The sequence below is a fragment of the Prolixibacter denitrificans genome, from assembly GCF_003014495.1.
In the GTDB taxonomy this organism is placed as follows: domain Bacteria; phylum Bacteroidota; class Bacteroidia; order Bacteroidales; family Prolixibacteraceae; genus Prolixibacter; species Prolixibacter denitrificans.
Genome location: NZ_PYGC01000003.1, coordinates 155,277 through 171,583 on the forward strand (window position 1 = coordinate 155,277; position 16,307 = coordinate 171,583).

At 44.0% G+C, this 16,307-nt stretch carries 22 protein-coding genes; 4 read left to right on the top strand and 18 right to left on the bottom strand.

Features of this window, described 5'->3' with window-relative positions; genetic code table 11:
• Positions 1-132 precede the first annotated feature (132 nt).
• Together CLV93_RS07475 and CLV93_RS07480 are read left to right on the top strand one after the other, a co-directional pair.
• The gene (locus tag CLV93_RS07475) at positions 133-369 is read left to right on the top strand and encodes a hypothetical protein (protein ID WP_106541565.1); all 237 of its coding nucleotides are present in this window, start codon (positions 133-135) and stop codon (positions 367-369) included.
• Positions 359-673, top strand: a complete 315-nt coding sequence (locus CLV93_RS07480) for a type II toxin-antitoxin system RelE/ParE family toxin (protein WP_106541566.1) — start codon at positions 359-361, stop codon at positions 671-673. Before CLV93_RS07475 ends, CLV93_RS07480 begins: the two co-directional genes overlap by 11 nt.
• A 161-nt stretch (positions 674-834) precedes the next feature.
• On the opposite strand, the gene CLV93_RS07485 is transcribed toward CLV93_RS07480, so the two are convergent.
• The 18 genes from CLV93_RS07485 to CLV93_RS07575 form a co-directional block, all read right to left on the bottom strand.
• Positions 835-1,743, bottom strand: coding sequence for a CPBP family intramembrane glutamic endopeptidase (locus CLV93_RS07485; protein ID WP_106541567.1), 909 nt, complete (start codon positions 1,741-1,743; stop codon positions 835-837).
• A gap of 56 nt (positions 1,744-1,799) precedes the next feature.
• The gene (locus CLV93_RS07490; RefSeq protein WP_106541568.1) at positions 1,800-2,387 is read right to left on the bottom strand and encodes a DUF3267 domain-containing protein; all 588 of its coding nucleotides are present in this window, start codon (positions 2,385-2,387) and stop codon (positions 1,800-1,802) included.
• A 136-nt stretch (positions 2,388-2,523) separates the two neighbouring features.
• Positions 2,524-2,859, bottom strand: a complete 336-nt coding sequence (locus CLV93_RS07495; protein ID WP_146141974.1) for a hypothetical protein — start codon at positions 2,857-2,859, stop codon at positions 2,524-2,526.
• A gap of 11 nt (positions 2,860-2,870) precedes the next feature.
• Positions 2,871-3,314 carry a hypothetical protein gene (locus CLV93_RS07500; protein WP_146141975.1) on the bottom strand — a complete coding sequence of 148 codons (444 nt, stop codon included), beginning with the start codon at positions 3,312-3,314 and terminating at the stop codon, positions 2,871-2,873.
• A 2-nt stretch (positions 3,315-3,316) separates the two neighbouring features.
• Complete coding sequence (locus CLV93_RS07505; protein WP_106541571.1) at positions 3,317-3,793, bottom strand: hypothetical protein; 477 nt, start codon at positions 3,791-3,793, stop codon at positions 3,317-3,319.
• Positions 3,794-4,025: 232 nt separating this feature from the next.
• Positions 4,026-4,949: a DUF6263 family protein gene (locus CLV93_RS07510; protein WP_106541572.1), complete on the bottom strand. Its 924-nt coding sequence runs from the start codon at positions 4,947-4,949 to the stop codon at positions 4,026-4,028.
• Between the two features lie 122 nt (positions 4,950-5,071).
• Complete coding sequence (locus tag CLV93_RS07515) at positions 5,072-5,602, bottom strand: ORF6N domain-containing protein (protein WP_211297773.1); 531 nt, start codon at positions 5,600-5,602, stop codon at positions 5,072-5,074.
• A gap of 326 nt (positions 5,603-5,928) precedes the next feature.
• Positions 5,929-6,372 (bottom strand): hypothetical protein, encoded by a 444-nt coding sequence (locus CLV93_RS07520; RefSeq protein ID WP_106541573.1) that lies wholly within the window; start codon positions 6,370-6,372, stop codon positions 5,929-5,931.
• 18 nt (positions 6,373-6,390) lie between these two features.
• Positions 6,391-7,245, bottom strand: a complete 855-nt coding sequence (locus tag CLV93_RS07525; RefSeq protein WP_106541574.1) for a CBS domain-containing protein — start codon at positions 7,243-7,245, stop codon at positions 6,391-6,393.
• 12 nt (positions 7,246-7,257) lie between these two features.
• Positions 7,258-7,494 (bottom strand): DUF2188 domain-containing protein, encoded by a 237-nt coding sequence (locus tag CLV93_RS07530; protein WP_106541575.1) that lies wholly within the window; start codon positions 7,492-7,494, stop codon positions 7,258-7,260.
• A gap of 5 nt (positions 7,495-7,499) precedes the next feature.
• On the bottom strand, positions 7,500-7,823 hold the full coding sequence (locus CLV93_RS07535) for an HNH endonuclease signature motif containing protein (protein WP_106541576.1): 324 nt from the start codon (positions 7,821-7,823) through the stop codon (positions 7,500-7,502).
• Between the two features lie 23 nt (positions 7,824-7,846).
• On the bottom strand, positions 7,847-8,152 hold the full coding sequence (locus CLV93_RS07540) for a hypothetical protein (protein WP_106541577.1): 306 nt from the start codon (positions 8,150-8,152) through the stop codon (positions 7,847-7,849).
• Positions 8,153-8,283: 131 nt separating this feature from the next.
• Complete coding sequence (locus CLV93_RS07545) at positions 8,284-8,925, bottom strand: hypothetical protein (RefSeq protein WP_106541578.1); 642 nt, start codon at positions 8,923-8,925, stop codon at positions 8,284-8,286.
• Positions 8,926-9,706: 781 nt separating this feature from the next.
• A complete protein-coding gene (locus CLV93_RS07555) occupies positions 9,707-10,378 on the bottom strand; it encodes an NAD(P)H-dependent oxidoreductase (protein WP_106541580.1) in 672 nt (223 codons plus the stop codon).
• Entirely contained in the window at positions 10,341-10,910 is a 570-nt protein-coding gene (locus CLV93_RS07560) for a flavodoxin family protein (protein WP_106541581.1), read from the bottom strand. The genes CLV93_RS07555 and CLV93_RS07560 overlap by 38 nt, the downstream gene beginning before the upstream one ends.
• Positions 10,911-11,776: 866 nt before the next feature.
• On the bottom strand, positions 11,777-13,075 hold the full coding sequence (locus CLV93_RS07565) for an MFS transporter (protein WP_106541582.1): 1,299 nt from the start codon (positions 13,073-13,075) through the stop codon (positions 11,777-11,779).
• 1 nt (position 13,076) lies between these two features.
• Positions 13,077-13,574: a GNAT family N-acetyltransferase gene (locus tag CLV93_RS07570; protein ID WP_106541583.1), complete on the bottom strand. Its 498-nt coding sequence runs from the start codon at positions 13,572-13,574 to the stop codon at positions 13,077-13,079.
• Positions 13,575-13,679: 105 nt separating this feature from the next.
• Positions 13,680-13,931, bottom strand: a complete 252-nt coding sequence (locus tag CLV93_RS07575; RefSeq protein WP_106541584.1) for a hypothetical protein — start codon at positions 13,929-13,931, stop codon at positions 13,680-13,682.
• 1,008 nt (positions 13,932-14,939) lie between these two features.
• Here CLV93_RS07575 and CLV93_RS07585 point away from each other — a divergent pair.
• Complete coding sequence (locus CLV93_RS07585; protein ID WP_106541586.1) at positions 14,940-15,578, top strand: toxin-antitoxin system YwqK family antitoxin; 639 nt, start codon at positions 14,940-14,942, stop codon at positions 15,576-15,578.
• Positions 15,579-15,646: 68 nt separating this feature from the next.
• Positions 15,647-16,147: a GNAT family N-acetyltransferase gene (locus CLV93_RS07590; protein ID WP_106541587.1), complete on the top strand. Its 501-nt coding sequence runs from the start codon at positions 15,647-15,649 to the stop codon at positions 16,145-16,147.
• Positions 16,148-16,307: the final 160 nt, after the last annotated feature.

Genomic DNA, 16,307 nt, shown 5'->3' on the forward strand with positions numbered 1-16,307 from the left:
CACTTGATACTAAGTTATTATGGGAACAGAATTTATTACCATTCAGTTCTTGTTTAATGCATCTCCCGGTGGAAAGTGAAGGAACCCAGCCGAAGAAAATTTCATAACTTTACTTAGATAAAAACAGAGACTATGGATATTCAGGCTTTAAAACTCGAACTGGTTGAAAAGATATTGCAGACCGATGAACCATCTCTTTTGCTGAAGATTGAAAAGCTATTTCGCAAAAATGAGAATGATGATTGGTGGGAACAACTTCCCCCGGAAGTTCAGGATGCTATCGCTGAAAGCCTGGATGAAATAGAGGAGGGCAAAGTTTTTACGCACGAGCAAGTGATTCGGGAAGCAAAAGAACGTTATGGATTCTGATATCCAAATTATCTGGACATCCAAAGCAAAGCATACCTATTTCAAGGTATTGGATTACCTCGAACAGAATTGGACTCAAAAAGAAATCATTCAATTTAACCGGAGAATATCTATTGTCTTACGAGCCATTCAAAAAAATCCGTCCATTTTCAAAGCTTCCACCAAGTATCCCAACATCCGAAAAGCAATTGTCGATAAGAATAATTCAATCTTCTATACATACGACAGTTATCGATATACCATTTTTCTGTTGACTTTTTTCGACAATCGTCAAAATCCGAAAACTTTAAGATTTAATAGCTGAGACCGCGAAGCCAAACCTGAAACTTAAAACTTATTTAACTCCACGCAAAGACCGTAAAGATTCCTACAGAGAACGCAAAGACGATACCTTATCGAAGCCTAACAACAGTAACTATAGTAACAACAGAAACAGCAAACCTGAAACATGAAACCTGTCCCTCTTTACTCGTTTCCCTCCTCATTGACCACCACAGCTGCTTCAGGAGTCGTTCGTCGTTGCTGGTGCCAAACCACGAGAACGATGGCTGGGATAATCAACATCGTGCAAATGAGCGAGCCTTCGAAACCGAAACTGCCGCCGTTAATCAATTGGTTCCCCGTATCGACAACCTTGAAGATTCCGTTTGAAGCACTTCCGCTTACTTCGTATCCGATAACAGGCCCCTGAATGAAGTTCCAGAACAGGTGCAGACTGATGGGAAACCAAAGATTCCGGGTGTAGATGTATGAAGCTCCCAACAGGATTCCCGCCAGGAAAATATTCGTTAATCCCAGGAACGAAACATTCGGATTAAGCGAATGAGCAGCGGCAAACAGAACCGCACTGATGACCAGGGCCAGAAATTTGTTCATAGCTCCCATCAGGGTATTCAAAACATATCCGCGCATTACTACCTCCTCGTTGAGTGCTACCAGGATAAAGAGCAGAAAACTTAATCCCAGGCTTTCCGTTCCGCTTCCGGCCTGTTGCAGGCTAATATGACCGGTTGCATAAAGCAGTAAGGTGCCGCCGCCAATAATAACAACGGCAAACAACAATCCGTAGAGGAGCGAACGGGGTCCATTCTGAAACGAAAAACCCAGCGACTTAATACTTTTCTTATCGATCGCTTTCCTGAAAATCCATACAACCAGGAACACTCCGATGACGGTCAAGCCCATGATCACCAGATTTTGCCCCGTACTCAACGATTGCATCGCATCTTGGTCGGTAAAGGGAACCTGCATGGCCAGCAGTCCCATCGCCTGCATAAATACGCTGGCAACGATGTAAAGAACAAGAAACAATACAATTTTCCCGACCACCAGAAAGGTGTTGGCGGTTTTACTTTTGGCAGACTTTTCGTTCATAACGTCACTATGTTTCTGATTGTATAATTATCTAAGAAAATGAAAATTTTAATTGGTCACACTACCTTCTCTTCGCTACGGTATATGTAACACCCCGTTTCCGATGGATGATCCTGTACCCAACTCTCACGACTCTCCTTCCGGAGCAGATGCACCATCAGGAAATCGCCGGCTGCGGCCACCGTGAAGAAGATAGCAAAGATTAATAACGGCAGATTACCTTTAATCAATGCAATGATGGCGGGCAAGACTCCCACCAACAGCCCAGGCATAATAGCACCCAACACGTAATGTTTTACTTTGAGTGGCTCTTTGCAATGACAATAAGGAGTGATCATTTTCCACATCACACCAAACCGGATCGATTTAAAACCGCGCTTTGTAAAAAATGACCAGGTGATGCCGTGAATCAGTTCGTGCAAGATTATACCTGCCAAGATTATTAAAACTAACGGCATAATATGAACCGAAAGATTATCCATATACTCGCCAATCCGATCTGCTGGGTATTGATGCCGCCAGATGAAATAAAAAGGAATTCCGTAAACAAATACGACGGGTGCGAGCATTAAGAAGCCAAACAGGTTGGCCCAAACAATATTGATAGTGAGGTTTTCTTTCGTGAGATTTTCGAGTTCTTTCATAATGTTTAGTTGTGGTTAATCTGTTGATTGGTGCCCGAGAGTGGTCAGGCGTTACACGATGATTCAAAAAAAAAGGCATAGCTGTTTCTTTCTGTTATTGAAACAAAAATCCTGACAGACAACCGTACATGCCAAGCTAATGTTTAGCCGAATCAGGTTCTGCGCGAAGCAATGTGTTCTTGTGATAATCCGACTTCCAAACACAAAAAAGATCCTCGTTTTCGGGCAAATTCAATAGCCTGACAACGTCTTTAAAATCCTTTTTGCGAATATTGGCAATGCGGTTGTCGATGATTTTGTAATTCTTCAGAAAATACTGAACGGATAACGAATCATTCTGCACCTGCCTCCGGATATGATTTAAAACCACATGACACTCGCCTTCCATCATGAAAACAATGTTATTCTTCTTCTGTCCAAAACCAAAATGCACAGAGAAGACAACCAATAAAGCTAATACTATTCTTTTCATCTTCGTTAGGTTTATTGGAAAGTATATCGCAAGCCAATCAAACTCCGGAGTTTGACATCATCGTCGAAGACATACTCCGGTGCCAACTCGAGTACAACCGAGAGTCGCTTGAATTCCTGTAACGGGAAGACTTCCAACTCCATTGGAAACACCAACGTGTTGCCTACACCGCCATCGGTGAACAGATCGGTTTTAAAACCAACCCCAACCGAGAAACGATGGTACTCCCGCGCTTTCAACCGGTAGAACAAATCCAGTTCCGTGGAAACATCTTTGATAGCCCGGTTAGCAAAAACCTTCAATTCACCCGCGATAGCTTTACCATTCAGGGTACGGACGGGCAGGTTGACCGATATAATACCGGTGTTGTAGTACGTTAGTCCCACCTGGGAATAGGCGCTCCCGCCTGCCAGGAGACTAACCAACAAGCTGGTCAGTAAGAGGAGTCGTTTCATTTTCACGACTCCGTTGGTGACACCCAATGTATCTTCGTCGTTTCGTGTTTGACCCGTTGGGCCCGGTAACTACGGATATACAGGACCAACCCCAGCAGGAACAACACCGGCCCCATCCGCAGATGCTGGCCCGCATAGGTTAAATTGATGTCCTGCATCAGCGACGTCCACTCGAAGTACGTAGCATATAAGGTGATGAACAGAAAACCCAACCACAGCCTTCTCTGTAGCTTATTTTTTCTGGTTTCGAGGAACCATAACACACCTGACAGCAGGAAAAACAGGTAGCCAATAATGGTCGAAGTCAACGATAAGTCGCCCGATTGTCCTTCGTAATCGAAGAGCGGCAACGGGATGAATTTGGTCATTACGCCGTGGGAGACAAACCCGTCGGAGAGGTTAAACTGTAGCCGTACGAGGCTGGAAAAGACGAGGCCCAGTATCAGGAGGGCGAGTAAGATTTTTGGTTTGGTATTCATGGTAGTTTGGATTTAAAGGTTCCCGTTGTGTGAGACAATTCGAAGTGGAGAAAAATCTAAGTTTGATACCCTTCCCCGGGAATTCGGAGGTAAAGGAACACTTTGATTTTTCAGGATTCACCCTTTAGGGCCGGGGTGAAAAAGACTGAAAAATCTTCACCTCATTCATTCTCACACAACGGTTCACATAATTCATTAGTTGGTTATTGAGTCAACCGGTTGTTGCCGGTTGTTATTTATCAGTAAAGGTCATATCGTTGTGCATGGTCATCGGAATTTGCATGTCGTTCGGCATTTGTGCATTGGCTTTCACGGTGGTGGTGCCCTGCATTTCCTGCTTCAGTTTGGCTTCCTTTATCCAGCCCGTTGTTTTGTCAACGCGTATCTCCGATGTCATGGTCCCGTCCATGTTGTATTTCATCTGCATCCCGTTGTTTTCGACAAACTGGTCGGGATTCGACGTCTGGAGCTTCGAATCACCCGTAATCAGGTAATCGTTGGCCTCGTCGGCTTTGTAGGTGTAGGTCGTGGTGATTTCCACCGGCATGCCCGATTTCTGTTTGTTCTCCACCACCCACGTATCGCCTTTCGATACCGGCTTGTCGGGATAAATCGCCAGGGTCATCTCCACATTGCCTTTAAAGGCATCCTCACCGTACGAGCGCACCAGCTGCGCTTTCATTTGCGCCTTCTGTTGCTCGGGAAGCTGCGGAAAATCGGCAAACATCGATTCGAACAGCTTGTCGAGGTTCTTCACCTCGGTAATTTTTCCCTTCGGCGTCATCTTCACCTGGAACGGACGGTTCTTCATCGACTTGAGAATCGACGAGAAGATATCCGACGGATCATTGCTTTCCGAGCTGAAACTCCGGTTTCCCATGGGCATCTGCATCGACATGCTCAGGCTGTCGTATTGCACATCCATGTCGTAGCCGGCAGCCGTTACCGCCGTTACATGGTAGGTCATGCTGCCTTTGATGTCCATCTGGATTTTCATTTGCCGGCCCTGCACCTGCTGGTCGATGTTGATGTGCGAGTTCATCACCTGCGTGTACGACTTCCCCTGCTGCAGGTGAAGCGACAATTCCGTTTTCTTCGCCTGGCAGCTAAACGCTACCGACAGGGCTACAATCGTTGATAAAATCAGTTTCTTCATGGTATTTAATTTATGTTATTCAAAGTTAATGACGTTGCCGGATTAAGAGACCGACCGCGGTAATATCAGGCGTTGTTATCCTTGCTTTCCATGTTTGCCGGTATCGCTTTTATCCTTTGCATTTATTTTTCTTTGTTGATTTTAAAGCCAATTCTTGGCCTGTTTTTATCAAGCAGTTCCCGCTTCATTAGTTCTCTTATTGCTTCAAAAACCAATTTGAATTGACTGTCGTATTTTGATTCAAGTTCAAAAATTTTGCGTTCAATTTCTTTATGATTTGAAAGAAATTCCCTCAACTTAACAAAAGCACGGACAATGAGCACACTGGTCTCTATTGCAGTAGGTGTATTCAAAACATTCGCCAGCATAATTGTTCCGTGTTCAGTAAAAGCATATGGATTTGTACTCGAGAACTTCAATTTCTCGAGGTGATCGCAATTTGCGATCACCTCTTGTTTCTCTTCGTTGGTCAACTGAAACATGAAGTCTTCCGGAAATCGCTCTCTATTCCTTTTTACCTGTTCATTTAACCTACTCGTTCTCACCCCGTATATTTCAGCCAGGTCGCTATCGAGCATCACTTTTTGTCCTCGGATGACCAGAATTGCCCTGTCAATTTTCTCTACCGGTATGATACTTTTATTTTTCATCATATAAGGTGATCGCATTTTGCGATATCCTCTGAAAATTTAATGAACTTCTCTTCTAAAATGCCTGGCAGGTAAACACTACCGACAAGGTTACAAGCGTTGATAAAACAAGTTTCTTCATTGTGTTTCTAATTTGTATGCTTATTTATCTGTTTTTGCAAACTGCCTCTTTTAAAGATGAAAACTTGCATGAACTAAGTTCGGAAAAGCGGGCCTATACTCAATAATCCAAATAAGTTTTTTTATTTACTATTCATTTGGATCTTAGTTGTGCTACCAATAGAACTATTTTTGTAATTCCCATTGCAATGTTTATCATTTAAATCTACTTACCACCAAATTTCTTTTGAACTCTCTTCCCATTTATCAGCCTTTTCCAATAGTTTTTTTGCAGACTCTTTATCTCCATTACCCAATGGGTCATCGTCATACTGAGAGAAATAAGTTGCACAGAATGTCCATTTGCCATCTACTTTTCTAAACCATTGGGCTCTTTTCTTTATTTGTGACGCAACAGAATATGAAAAAAGCACAAGACATAAATCTGAACCTTTAACTTCAATCTTTTCTTCGACTTTCAATGTTTTTAAAATCTCATCTCTATGTTGATGCCTAAAATAATCTACGTCATTCCAAAAATATCCGTTGATTGGGACCAAACCTGTTTTTAGCGTTTGTTCTATAGTGTCCTGTGGAAATTGTGTTCTAAGATAATCACAACTAGATAAAAGGAGAATAACTCCTACCAGATTAATGAATAATAGTTTCTTCATTCCTATATAATATTTGATTTAGTTATAATTTATTTTCCTATTTTCGCCAACTATACGCTCCGAATGGATCAACAATTTCTCAGCGTCAGAAATTGTTGAAACAAAATCCTTCCATTCTAAATTTTCAGTAATGGAACTCTGACTATGAGCCAATTGATTTCTTATATCTTCAATGTGCCTCATTAGTTTTTCAAATCGTCTAACTGAGAATGTGAATTTTTCTAAGAATTCTTTTGTCGAACTTAAAATCGTCCTTTTGTCACAGAATTGCAAGCATTCAAGAAGAGATAGTTCGTCGTTCCTTTTCTTTCTACTTTTATATATTCGCAAAGCCTCATCAATACGTGATTCTTTTATTATTCCCTTCCAACCTTCATCTTTATAAAGTTCATTTATCCAAAAATTCAAATGAAGTTCAACCTGAGAGATTATTCCAAATAGATATATCCTAACTATTGGTTTATTAATATCTGCTCTTGTAACAATTCCAGCAATACTATTTCTATAGAGAACAAAGACAAATGAATTTTCAGATAAAATGTTAAGTAAAGCTGAAATTGGGGTTGAATCCGAAATCAAATGCTCTACACTAATTTCATGTGTGTGAGATCTAATTATGTCGTCTTCAAGTTCTTCTCTTTGGGCGTAACCAATAATGTTTTTATCATCATCCATAACGCCAACAATATCGAAATCTCGATCTTCCAACGCATATCTAACATGGTATGCAGAATCTTCAAGCTTACAGCAATAAATCGGTTCAAAAATAAATTTTGTCGTTATATTCTCGATAAATAAACTCTGTAACTCTTTAAAGGTCGTTCCTTTTCTCCTAATTCCTGTTTTCGATGATATCCAAAGTTCGTATCCCATATTTTTAGTGATTTAACCTTTAGGAGGAAAAGGATCTGACTTCTTAGGATATGTCCTCTCCTCTTGAAAATTTCCATTTCCTTTATGAATCTTTACAGCAGCTTTTCCTTGTCTTTTAGCTAACTCAATCGTTTTCTTTACTACCTCAGTTTTTGTCTTTCCTGTAACAGACGCCCTTTCTCCTCCTTCTAGTTTTCCCTGCCATCCATCCTCGGTCTTTGTCACATCATATGTTTTTCTCTTTTTCATGATATTTAATTTTTAGCTTTTACGATACAAAAATTTGAGGCAGGATAATTGTCACCTTTCTCTCTGTTGTTCTGCCATTGGAGAGGTTGCAAATTCGAAAGTTCATCCCCACCTCCTTTAGCTACAGGTCTTATATGGTCAATCTCCCAACCAGTGCCATTGTGATTAGTAACGCCATAGTGGTTCCATTCGATCCAAGCTCCACAACGATCTTTTCTTTTTCTGTGAGAATCTATACCAGAAACAACAAAAGCTTTTTCCCAAACTTGTTGTTTGGTATGTTCTGAAAAATGATTCCCATTTCTGTCTGTACTATGTTTTCTTGCCATGATTTTAGTCTTTTGATAATTTGTCATTCATCCCACTCCTCACATTCCTCGCCCAACCGTCCGCGGAGTTCATCCAACACCTGCCGGAGTGCTTCCAACCGTCGCAGTTGATGTTCCAACGACCGGCGGAGTAGTTCCAACACCTGCCAGAGTAGTTCCAACGACCATAGAAGTAGTTCCAACCGCTTGCGAAGTAGTTCCAACGGGGTGCCGGGTTCGTCCAACTGCCGACGGAGTAGTTCCAACGGCTTGCCGGGTTCGTCCAACCGCGGACTGAGTAGTTCCAACCAATGTCTGAGATGTTCCAACGCCCCGGCTACCTCTTCCAACCGTTCGTCGGGTAGTTAAAAACCCCCGGTGACTGTCTCCGGCACAGCACCGGGAGAATCCTTCTCTCCTGTTCGTTCGTCCTGTCGGGGCCGGGAAGGGGCTTTACTCGTTTCACCTCATGCGGCGGACACTAATCAACAATTACCCGCGCACGGGTGTACTCCTCATAAAAATCCTGGTCTGTAAACTGGAACCGAATCATCAGCTTGTCGAGCTGGTTATTCAGCAGGTTATTCGCTTCGTCGAACAAGTCGCCCAACACCGTTTTAGCAGCAAACGCCTGGTTGCGAATGGTGCGCGGCTTCCCAATGAGCGCCTTGAAATTATCGAGGCTCGTTTCCACCTCCACTATCATATCCTCGGTGAGCATGTAATCGGTCAGGTTCGCCAGATTGTTCCGGGCCTCGGCTATCACCGGCGTAACCATGGTTTCCACTTCCGTCTCGCGGCAATTGCGCAATTCCGAAGCAGTTATTTTCACTTTGTCGGCCAGCACCGGGTCGTCGTTCATGGCGGCGTAAGCCTGCAAAATACCCGATATAATAATGGCTTTCCCTGCTAATCCGTTACGCACATCGCCTTTGTTCTCGGTGACCGCTACACTGGCGGGGTTGGTTTTTTCGTTCTGGGCAACAATCCGCTGAATAATTTCGTCGAACTCGTTCTTCCGGGCTAAAAACACGGGAATCGCGTTCCATTTTACGGAATGGTTGTCCATCGCCGTCTGCGTATTGATGAACATGCGCAGATGACTGTTTTGCTTTGCATCCATAGGCTAAATCATTTTTATGGTTTGATATTAGGTTAATCCCGGTTGCCTGTATTTTGACAGTTTGTTTTCCCCTACTGCCGGCGGCAAATCCGGAGGTTTAATCGTCTCGGTTAATGAACACGGATTTCTCTTTTTCCACCTAATGAATGCACAATGGTATCGAAGATAATACATTATGATCAGGAATCATAACATTTGAAAGCTGTTTTACAATAGAAGAAAGTGTTAAGTGTTAAGATTTAAGTTTTAAGACTGACCATGCCAGACCAGAAGCAAAAGGGAGAGGACAGTGTACTCCACTCTTTAATGCGTTTGTGGACTTTGCGCTCGCTTTGTGTTCATTGTGGTTTAATTTTCTACCATTAAGGACACAAGGATTTTTCACGAAGAACACAGAGAATCCCATCATCGAAGCTGAACAGCGGTTACAGGTTAGAAGGGTTTCTGTGGTTTCTGTAGTTCCTATTGTCAGGCTTCGATGTTCCTTTAGCGGCAAGTCATTCATTAATGCGTTTGTGGACTTTGCGCTTGCTTTGTGTTCATTGTGGTTTAATTTTCTACCACTAAGAACACCAGGATTTTTCACGAAGAACACAAAGAATCCCATCATCGAAGCTGAACAGCGGTTACAGGTTAGAAGGGTTTCTGTGGTTGGGCTTCGCGGTTTCAGGTTTCAGATTTCAGGTTTCAGGTTTCAGGTTCGGCTTCGATGAAGTTACTCCCTTTGCGTTCTCAGCGAAAATCTTTGCGGCCTTTGCGTGGAATAAATGAAACTCTCGGGCTACGGTTGCGCGTTTTCGTACGGCCTATCGAAACGCTTCTCCCAGGCCCCGTTTTTCTTCAGATGGCTATTCCAATAGAAGTTGGTGAGTCCGGTATGTTTTAGCAGGTTGAACATCATCCGGCGCCTGCCCGACAAGGTGTAAGGCTTTCGCAGGACTTCCATGATTTCCGGCGAGAACTCGTCGTGTTCGGCAAAGTACCGTCCCAGCTCTTCGAAGTGGCTGAACAACTTCCGCGTCATTCCCGGGGGCATGATTTGTATCCCCTCGACGCCGCCCCGGATAACCGTTCCCAGGTATTCCCGTTTCAGGCGCTTCACGAATTTGGCGAGGTAACGCTCCACATACACCGAGTGAATGGCTTCGGGGAACCCCGACTGCACGATGAACCCGATACGCCGCGGACGGATAATCCCCGGTTTCGACACCTCTTCGAAAAACTCCTTCACCATTCCCGGCATGCAATCGGTGTACAGCGGGAAAACGACCAGCACCGTTTCGGCCTGTTCGAACAACGACAGCGCTTCCTCTTTCCGTTTCTGTCCGGCCAGGTAATGAACCGGCACTTCGTCGGTGCATTCCCGGTAGTAGCCTTTCAGGAAGCGCTCGATTAATATCTTCGAATTGCTCTTCTTACGCCTCGGCGACCCGTTGATAATGGCTAGTTTCATGGACAACCTCCTTCACGTTACTGGTTTCAATGCATTTCAGGTATCGCTGCTGCGCATGGAAGTTCAGGGCAAACCGATCGTAGATATCACGAACAATTGCCAGGTCTTCTTCATCGGTATCGGGCTCTTTGGCCAGAATCACCCCAAAGTCGGGATAGTGTGGGTACCGCTTGATGTGATGCGACTCGCCGTTCCGCATTTCGATGTACGGATGAAGCAATCCGACAAACCGGTCGGTCATCCGCTTCAGCAACGAGCTGACGAAGCCGGCCATCAGTGGCGATGCGAAAATCACAAAGTCGGAATTGATGACCGCCCGAAGAACCTGTTCGGCGTCATCGTTGGTATTGCATCTGCCGGGCGTTTTCCACCAGCAGTTCCAGCATCCCGAGCAATGCTGAATATTCATTTGGTTCAGGAGAAAGAGGTTGACCCGGTGCTCTTCGCGAAGCTTCCTGGCCAGCTTTTGGATATAAGCTGAGAAGTCGCCCGAAGTGTCCGACATATCTCCGTTCAGGATGGTAATATTCATCACAGGAAATTGAACAGGTTAAAAGCCAATCGATTTTGCTGTTCAAGTTACGCAATTCCCTGAAGGTCATCAATGCTGTAACCGAAATGTAACATCGGGTAGAGCTCCCAACTGGTAGGGTCAGGACATGTCCTGACCGTGCTTTCCTCCCCTGTTGCGCCTTCTGCGTGCGGCCACGATATATCGTGCCCCTACTACCCCGGCAGCTAACGGAACTGTGAGCAGCAAGTCATTCATTAATGCCTTTGTGAACTTTGTGCTTACGTTGTGTTCATTGTGGTTTAATTTTTTACCACGAAGAACACTAAGGACTTTTCACGAAGAACACAAAGAATCCCCTCATCGAAGCAGAACAATAGTAACCATAGAAACAACAGAAACGGTGTAGTCCAACCTGTAACCGCTCAGCGTAACTGGAACCTTTCTTTATTCCACGCAGAGGCCGCAAAGATATTTGCTGAGAACGCAAAGAGCCTACTTTCATCGAAGCCCAACAATAGAAACGATAGGAACATTTCTAACCACAGAGACTGGTTAGCAGGCAGCCACGATATATCGTGACCCTACCGCCGCAGCAGCTAACGGAACTGTGAGCAGCAAGTCATTCGTTGATGCCTTTGTGAACTTTGTGCTTACTTTGTGTTCTTTGCGGTTTAATTTTTTACCACGAAGGACACTAAGGACTTTTCACGAAGAACACAAAGAGTGTACCTTCATCGAAGCCCAACAACAGTAACCATAGAAACATTTCTAACCACAAAAACTGGTTAGCACACGGTCACGATATATCGTGACCCTACAGCCACAGCAGCGAATAGCTCATCGAAGCCAAACAACAGAAACAATATTAACGGCGAAGCCGAACCTTAATCCTTCTTTATCCCAAAATTCCTGTCAATCTTAATCAGTTTGGCCATGATGAATCCGGGGATGGTACACAACATCACCCATACGAAGAAGTGCTGATAGCCGACTGTTTCCTGTATCCAGCCCGACACCATGCCCGGCACCATCATTCCCAGGGCCATGATTCCGGTGCTGAAAGCAAAATGCGCCGTCTGGTATTTCCCGGCCGACACGTACAACATGTACAGCGTGTAGGCCGTAAATCCGAATCCGTAACCCAGCTGTTCCACTCCCACTGACGAAATGATGATCCATGTAGCCGACGGCTGAACATACGACAGGTACACGTACACCAGGTTCGGCAGGTTCATCGATAATACGAAGATCCACAGCAACCGGCCAAATCCCATTCGGGAAGCCAGCCAGCCTCCGAGTATTCCACCAACCGTCAGAGCAATGATACCCACCGTTCCGTAGGCCAGTCCCACCTGCTCGGTCGACAGCCCCAGGCCGCCCACACTCTTCGCGTCCAGCAAAAACGGCGACGCCATCTTCACGAGCTGCGATTCTCCCAGGCGAAACAACAACAAAAATCCAAGGATGGTCCAGATTTCCTTTTTCACGAAATAAGCCCGGATGGTTTCTCCGAACCCGGATAAAATCGTTTCAATACTCACCGATGCCTTCTGAACATCCTCATCGGGATGCGGCAGGAAGAACTTGTGATAAATGGCAAACAGCACAAACAGGATGGCCAGTACGATAAAGGTAAATGCCCAGGCATAAGCGATGCTCTTCTGCGACTCCGGTTCCCCAAAGTACGACGAGCCCTCGAGGTAGCCGGCCAGGATAACCAGTATCCCCTGCCCTGTCACCATGGCTATCCGGTAAAAGGTATTCCGGATACCCACAAAAAAGGCCTGCTCGTTTTCGGTCAGTCCCATCATGTAGAAGCCGTCCACCGAGATGTCGTGCGTGGCCGAGCTAAACGCCAGCAACCAGAAAAATGCCAGTGTTCCTTTGAAGAAAAAAGTGGTGGGAAGCGTAAACGCCACGCCGGCCAGTCCCGCCCCGATGAACAGCTGCATGGTGACAATCCACCAACGCTTGCTCTTCAGCAGTTCCACGATGGGGCTCCAAAAGGGTTTAATCACCCACGGGAGATAGAGCCAGCTGGTATAAAAAGCAATTTCGGTGTTCGAAATATTCAGACGTTTATACATGATAACCGACACGGTCATCACAACGATGTACGGCATCCCCTCAGCGAAATAGACGGTAGGAATCCAGCTCCAGGGGTTTTTCTTTTTCTGCGGCATGCTATTCTTCGGTATTAATGGGCCGTTCGAGGTACGGATAAACAGGTTCGGTGAAGTGATATTTCCGGTACAGCTTCTCGCCGTCCTTCGACGTGTGCAGCGCCACCTTGCTGATGCCCCGTATCTTTGCTTCGTCGAGCAACGCCTCCAGAATAACCGACGATACCCCCTGCCGGCGGGCTTCCGGAACGGTATACATGTTCAGGATATCGCCCTCGAGGTACATGGTTTTGTATCTGTCGCCCGGAATCTCCTTGATGACCATCCCGCCAAAACTCACAACCCGTTCCTCCAGCTCGGCATAAAAGGCAATGAACCGGCCTTCGGTCAACGCCCGGTCAAAATAGCGCGTAAGGTCTTCCAGCAGTTTCAGTTTGTACCGCTCGTCCATTTCTCCCTGGAGCTCGGTGAGGTACCTCATCCGGTAAGCAACCAACAGCGGCACATCGCTGACGTCTGCTCTCCGGACAATCAGTTGGGCAGGATCGATTTTCATCATATTTGGGTTCAGATTCCGTAAGTTTTGTTAAACACATAAATGTAACACAGTTTTTCGGATGTAGGAGGAAGGATGGTATTCAATTTTCGCACAATAACGATTTCATTAGATTGACAGAAAAGCGAGATGGATTTCAAACTGCTCATCCCAAACCTCAAGCTCGTCAACAATAGAAACATCAGGAACCACAGGAACAACAGAAACCTCTTCCCAACCTGAAACCTGGATACTGCACGGCCACGATATATCGTGGCCCCACTCAACCAGCACCAGCGGAACATCGAAGCCGAACAACAGTAACGATAGAAACAATAGCAACAACAGTAACGGCTCAGTGTAACCTGAAACTTCTGCCATCTAACGCATCTCTTGAACCATCTAACCCGTCTCTTGAGCCAACTGCGGCGCTCCTTGAACCAACTCACCCCCCATCCTTGAACCAGTTGCGGTGGTCCTTACGCCGGTTAAGCTACGACTTGAGGTCACTAAATAGAAACTTGAGCGAACTAACCTATTCCTGACGCCGGAAACTTTTAGCCTTATGCAGGAAACATTTAGCCTTACGCCGACAAAAATTAGCCCGGAGCAAAGAGAATTTAGCTTTATGCCAACTGGTTTTATCCTTATGACGGTAAAAATTATCACAAACACGGAAAAATATAGCCTTGAATGGGTTGCGGAAAGCATTTGGGGTGTTGTTCTTTTCCCCGGGGGCATTGACCGGGAAATTACCAGGCATGGGTTGGTCGGTGAAGGTGAAGAAACGTTTCTTCCGTCGTCCGGAGATTGCCGGGGCATTTGGTGGGATACCGCTAAGATTCTGTCACCCCTTCGGGGTTCGGAATGATTAATTCCAGCCGTTTGTCCAACAACCCTGCCATCCCTTCGGGATTGTGCAGTTGCAAAGATTTGTTCCTTTGAAGGATGAAACAATTACAGAAACTAAATATTCATTTAGCTTTTTCTATGCTGGGATATTTTAAAATCCCGAAGGGATGACATGATTGTAGCAGAGCGATGATAGCGATTGGGCATGAACCCCGAGGGGGTGACAGAATATCCAACAATCCGCTAAAACTTCACAATCGGATAGTGCCCGCAGCCTGCGAGGCTTTGATACCATGCATTCCATAAGTTTTATTGGGTAAACAATAAGTTCTGAGAAATATTTTCTAACTTGAAAAACCCTAACGCTCAATAAAGATGGACAAATATTTACATACAAAGCGTTCTCTACAGGTGTGTTTTCCACCCTATATCGGTTGGAAAGAACACCTTTTCGTGAAGCTAAAAGAAAAATAAACGTATTACGCATACAACAACATTCTGCATAATTTAAACGAATCGAAGCAAACTAAACTTAGAATGAGAAATTTAATCTGTTTGATTTTTTTAATTATTTCATTGACAACGCAAGCGCAAGAACCTAAAAAGATTTCTTATGACTTGTATTTGAAATATTCTTGCGACAGCATGATGATTAAATCGAATGGATTTTGGTTAACAAAAAATGAGAACGATTCTACTTATAGCTTCATGCCTGATTCAGATGGGACATGCATACTTCCAGAGAAAGGGATTTATAATTTAGAGTTATATTCTCCAAAGGGAAATTTAAGGAGAAGTATTGAAATTGATTCCGATAAAATTGACACCTTGATTATTCCTCCAATTTATCTTTCCTCAACATCAGAACATATTGGACCAACTTATTATTTCTATGTTTATTGTGGTGAAAAATGTCATGGAAAATACATGATTTATAGAAATACTGGAGAATTATGGCAAAAAGGAAGATTTAAAAATGGGCAATTAGGAAAGTTGACAACTTATCTAAAGAATGGACAAATTGAATCCTTAAAAAAGAACGGATTTCTAAACGATAAAAATATTGAGTACGATGAAAATGGGAAACTACTGATGGAGTTTAAGTTCTTCCTGCTTTATTCAAAAGTTAAACTATATAACCCAAAGACAAATGATTATTTATCAAGAAGTTTTTGAGGACATTATTAATAAAATACGTTTGCTAATACATTGTAAAAGGCATTTAAGCCAAACTCAAACGAACAATGAATCCTGGTATGACAAACCATCAACCTGACATAAAACTTAGACCAACGAAGATTCCGGACTTAGATATTTTGTTTCAATTTCAAACTGACAAAGAAAGTGGATACTTAGCTGCATTTATGCCAAAAGACCCAACGGACAAAGCTGCTTACATCAGCAAATACACAAAATTGCTGGATGACCCAACCGTCAATAATCAAACCATCACCCTTAATAATATTATCGTAGGAAGCGTTGCTAAGTTTGTCATGGAAGGTCATACCGAAATTACTTATTGGATTGACCGAAAATTTTGGGGACAAGGCATTGCCACAAAAGCACTAAAAGAATTTCTGACCATTGAAACCACCAGACCAATTTTCGGACGAGTTGCATTTGACAATTTGGGTTCACAGAGAGTATTGGAAAAATGTGGTTTTTACAAAGTCGGCACCGATAAGGGATTTGCCAATGCCCGACAAATGGAAATAGAAGAATTTATTTATAAACTTGAATCCTAACGCTCAATGAAGATGGACAAAGACTTACATACGAAGCGTTCTCTGAAAGTGTGTTTTCCGCCCCATATGGGTATGGAAAGAACACCTTTTCATGAAGCTCAAAGAAAAATAAACGTATTACGCTTACAACAACGTTAACGTTCATTTTAAAAGACAAGAA

Coding starts and splice junctions, on each gene's coding strand:
- CLV93_RS07475 (WP_106541565.1), top strand. CDS start 133: ATGGATATTCAGGCTTTAAAACTCGAACTGGTTGAAAAGATATTGCAG.
- CLV93_RS07480 (WP_106541566.1), top strand. CDS start 359: ATGGATTCTGATATCCAAATTATCTGGACATCCAAAGCAAAGCATACC.
- CLV93_RS07485 (WP_106541567.1), bottom strand. CDS start 1,743: ATGAACGAAAAGTCTGCCAAAAGTAAAACCGCCAACACCTTTCTGGTG.
- CLV93_RS07490 (WP_106541568.1), bottom strand. CDS start 2,387: ATGAAAGAACTCGAAAATCTCACGAAAGAAAACCTCACTATCAATATT.
- CLV93_RS07495 (WP_146141974.1), bottom strand. CDS start 2,859: ATGAAAAGAATAGTATTAGCTTTATTGGTTGTCTTCTCTGTGCATTTT.
- CLV93_RS07500 (WP_146141975.1), bottom strand. CDS start 3,314: ATGAAACGACTCCTCTTACTGACCAGCTTGTTGGTTAGTCTCCTGGCA.
- CLV93_RS07505 (WP_106541571.1), bottom strand. CDS start 3,793: ATGAATACCAAACCAAAAATCTTACTCGCCCTCCTGATACTGGGCCTC.
- CLV93_RS07510 (WP_106541572.1), bottom strand. CDS start 4,949: ATGAAGAAACTGATTTTATCAACGATTGTAGCCCTGTCGGTAGCGTTT.
- CLV93_RS07515 (WP_211297773.1), bottom strand. CDS start 5,602: ATGATGAAAAATAAAAGTATCATACCGGTAGAGAAAATTGACAGGGCA.
- CLV93_RS07520 (WP_106541573.1), bottom strand. CDS start 6,372: ATGAAGAAACTATTATTCATTAATCTGGTAGGAGTTATTCTCCTTTTA.
- CLV93_RS07525 (WP_106541574.1), bottom strand. CDS start 7,245: ATGGGATACGAACTTTGGATATCATCGAAAACAGGAATTAGGAGAAAA.
- CLV93_RS07530 (WP_106541575.1), bottom strand. CDS start 7,494: ATGAAAAAGAGAAAAACATATGATGTGACAAAGACCGAGGATGGATGG.
- CLV93_RS07535 (WP_106541576.1), bottom strand. CDS start 7,823: ATGGCAAGAAAACATAGTACAGACAGAAATGGGAATCATTTTTCAGAA.
- CLV93_RS07545 (WP_106541578.1), bottom strand. CDS start 8,925: ATGGATGCAAAGCAAAACAGTCATCTGCGCATGTTCATCAATACGCAG.
- CLV93_RS07555 (WP_106541580.1), bottom strand. CDS start 10,378: ATGAAACTAGCCATTATCAACGGGTCGCCGAGGCGTAAGAAGAGCAAT.
- CLV93_RS07560 (WP_106541581.1), bottom strand. CDS start 10,910: ATGAATATTACCATCCTGAACGGAGATATGTCGGACACTTCGGGCGAC.
- CLV93_RS07565 (WP_106541582.1), bottom strand. CDS start 13,075: ATGCCGCAGAAAAAGAAAAACCCCTGGAGCTGGATTCCTACCGTCTAT.
- CLV93_RS07570 (WP_106541583.1), bottom strand. CDS start 13,574: ATGATGAAAATCGATCCTGCCCAACTGATTGTCCGGAGAGCAGACGTC.
- CLV93_RS07575 (WP_106541584.1), bottom strand. CDS start 13,931: ATGGCAGAAGTTTCAGGTTACACTGAGCCGTTACTGTTGTTGCTATTG.
- CLV93_RS07585 (WP_106541586.1), top strand. CDS start 14,940: ATGAGAAATTTAATCTGTTTGATTTTTTTAATTATTTCATTGACAACG.
- CLV93_RS07590 (WP_106541587.1), top strand. CDS start 15,647: ATGAATCCTGGTATGACAAACCATCAACCTGACATAAAACTTAGACCA.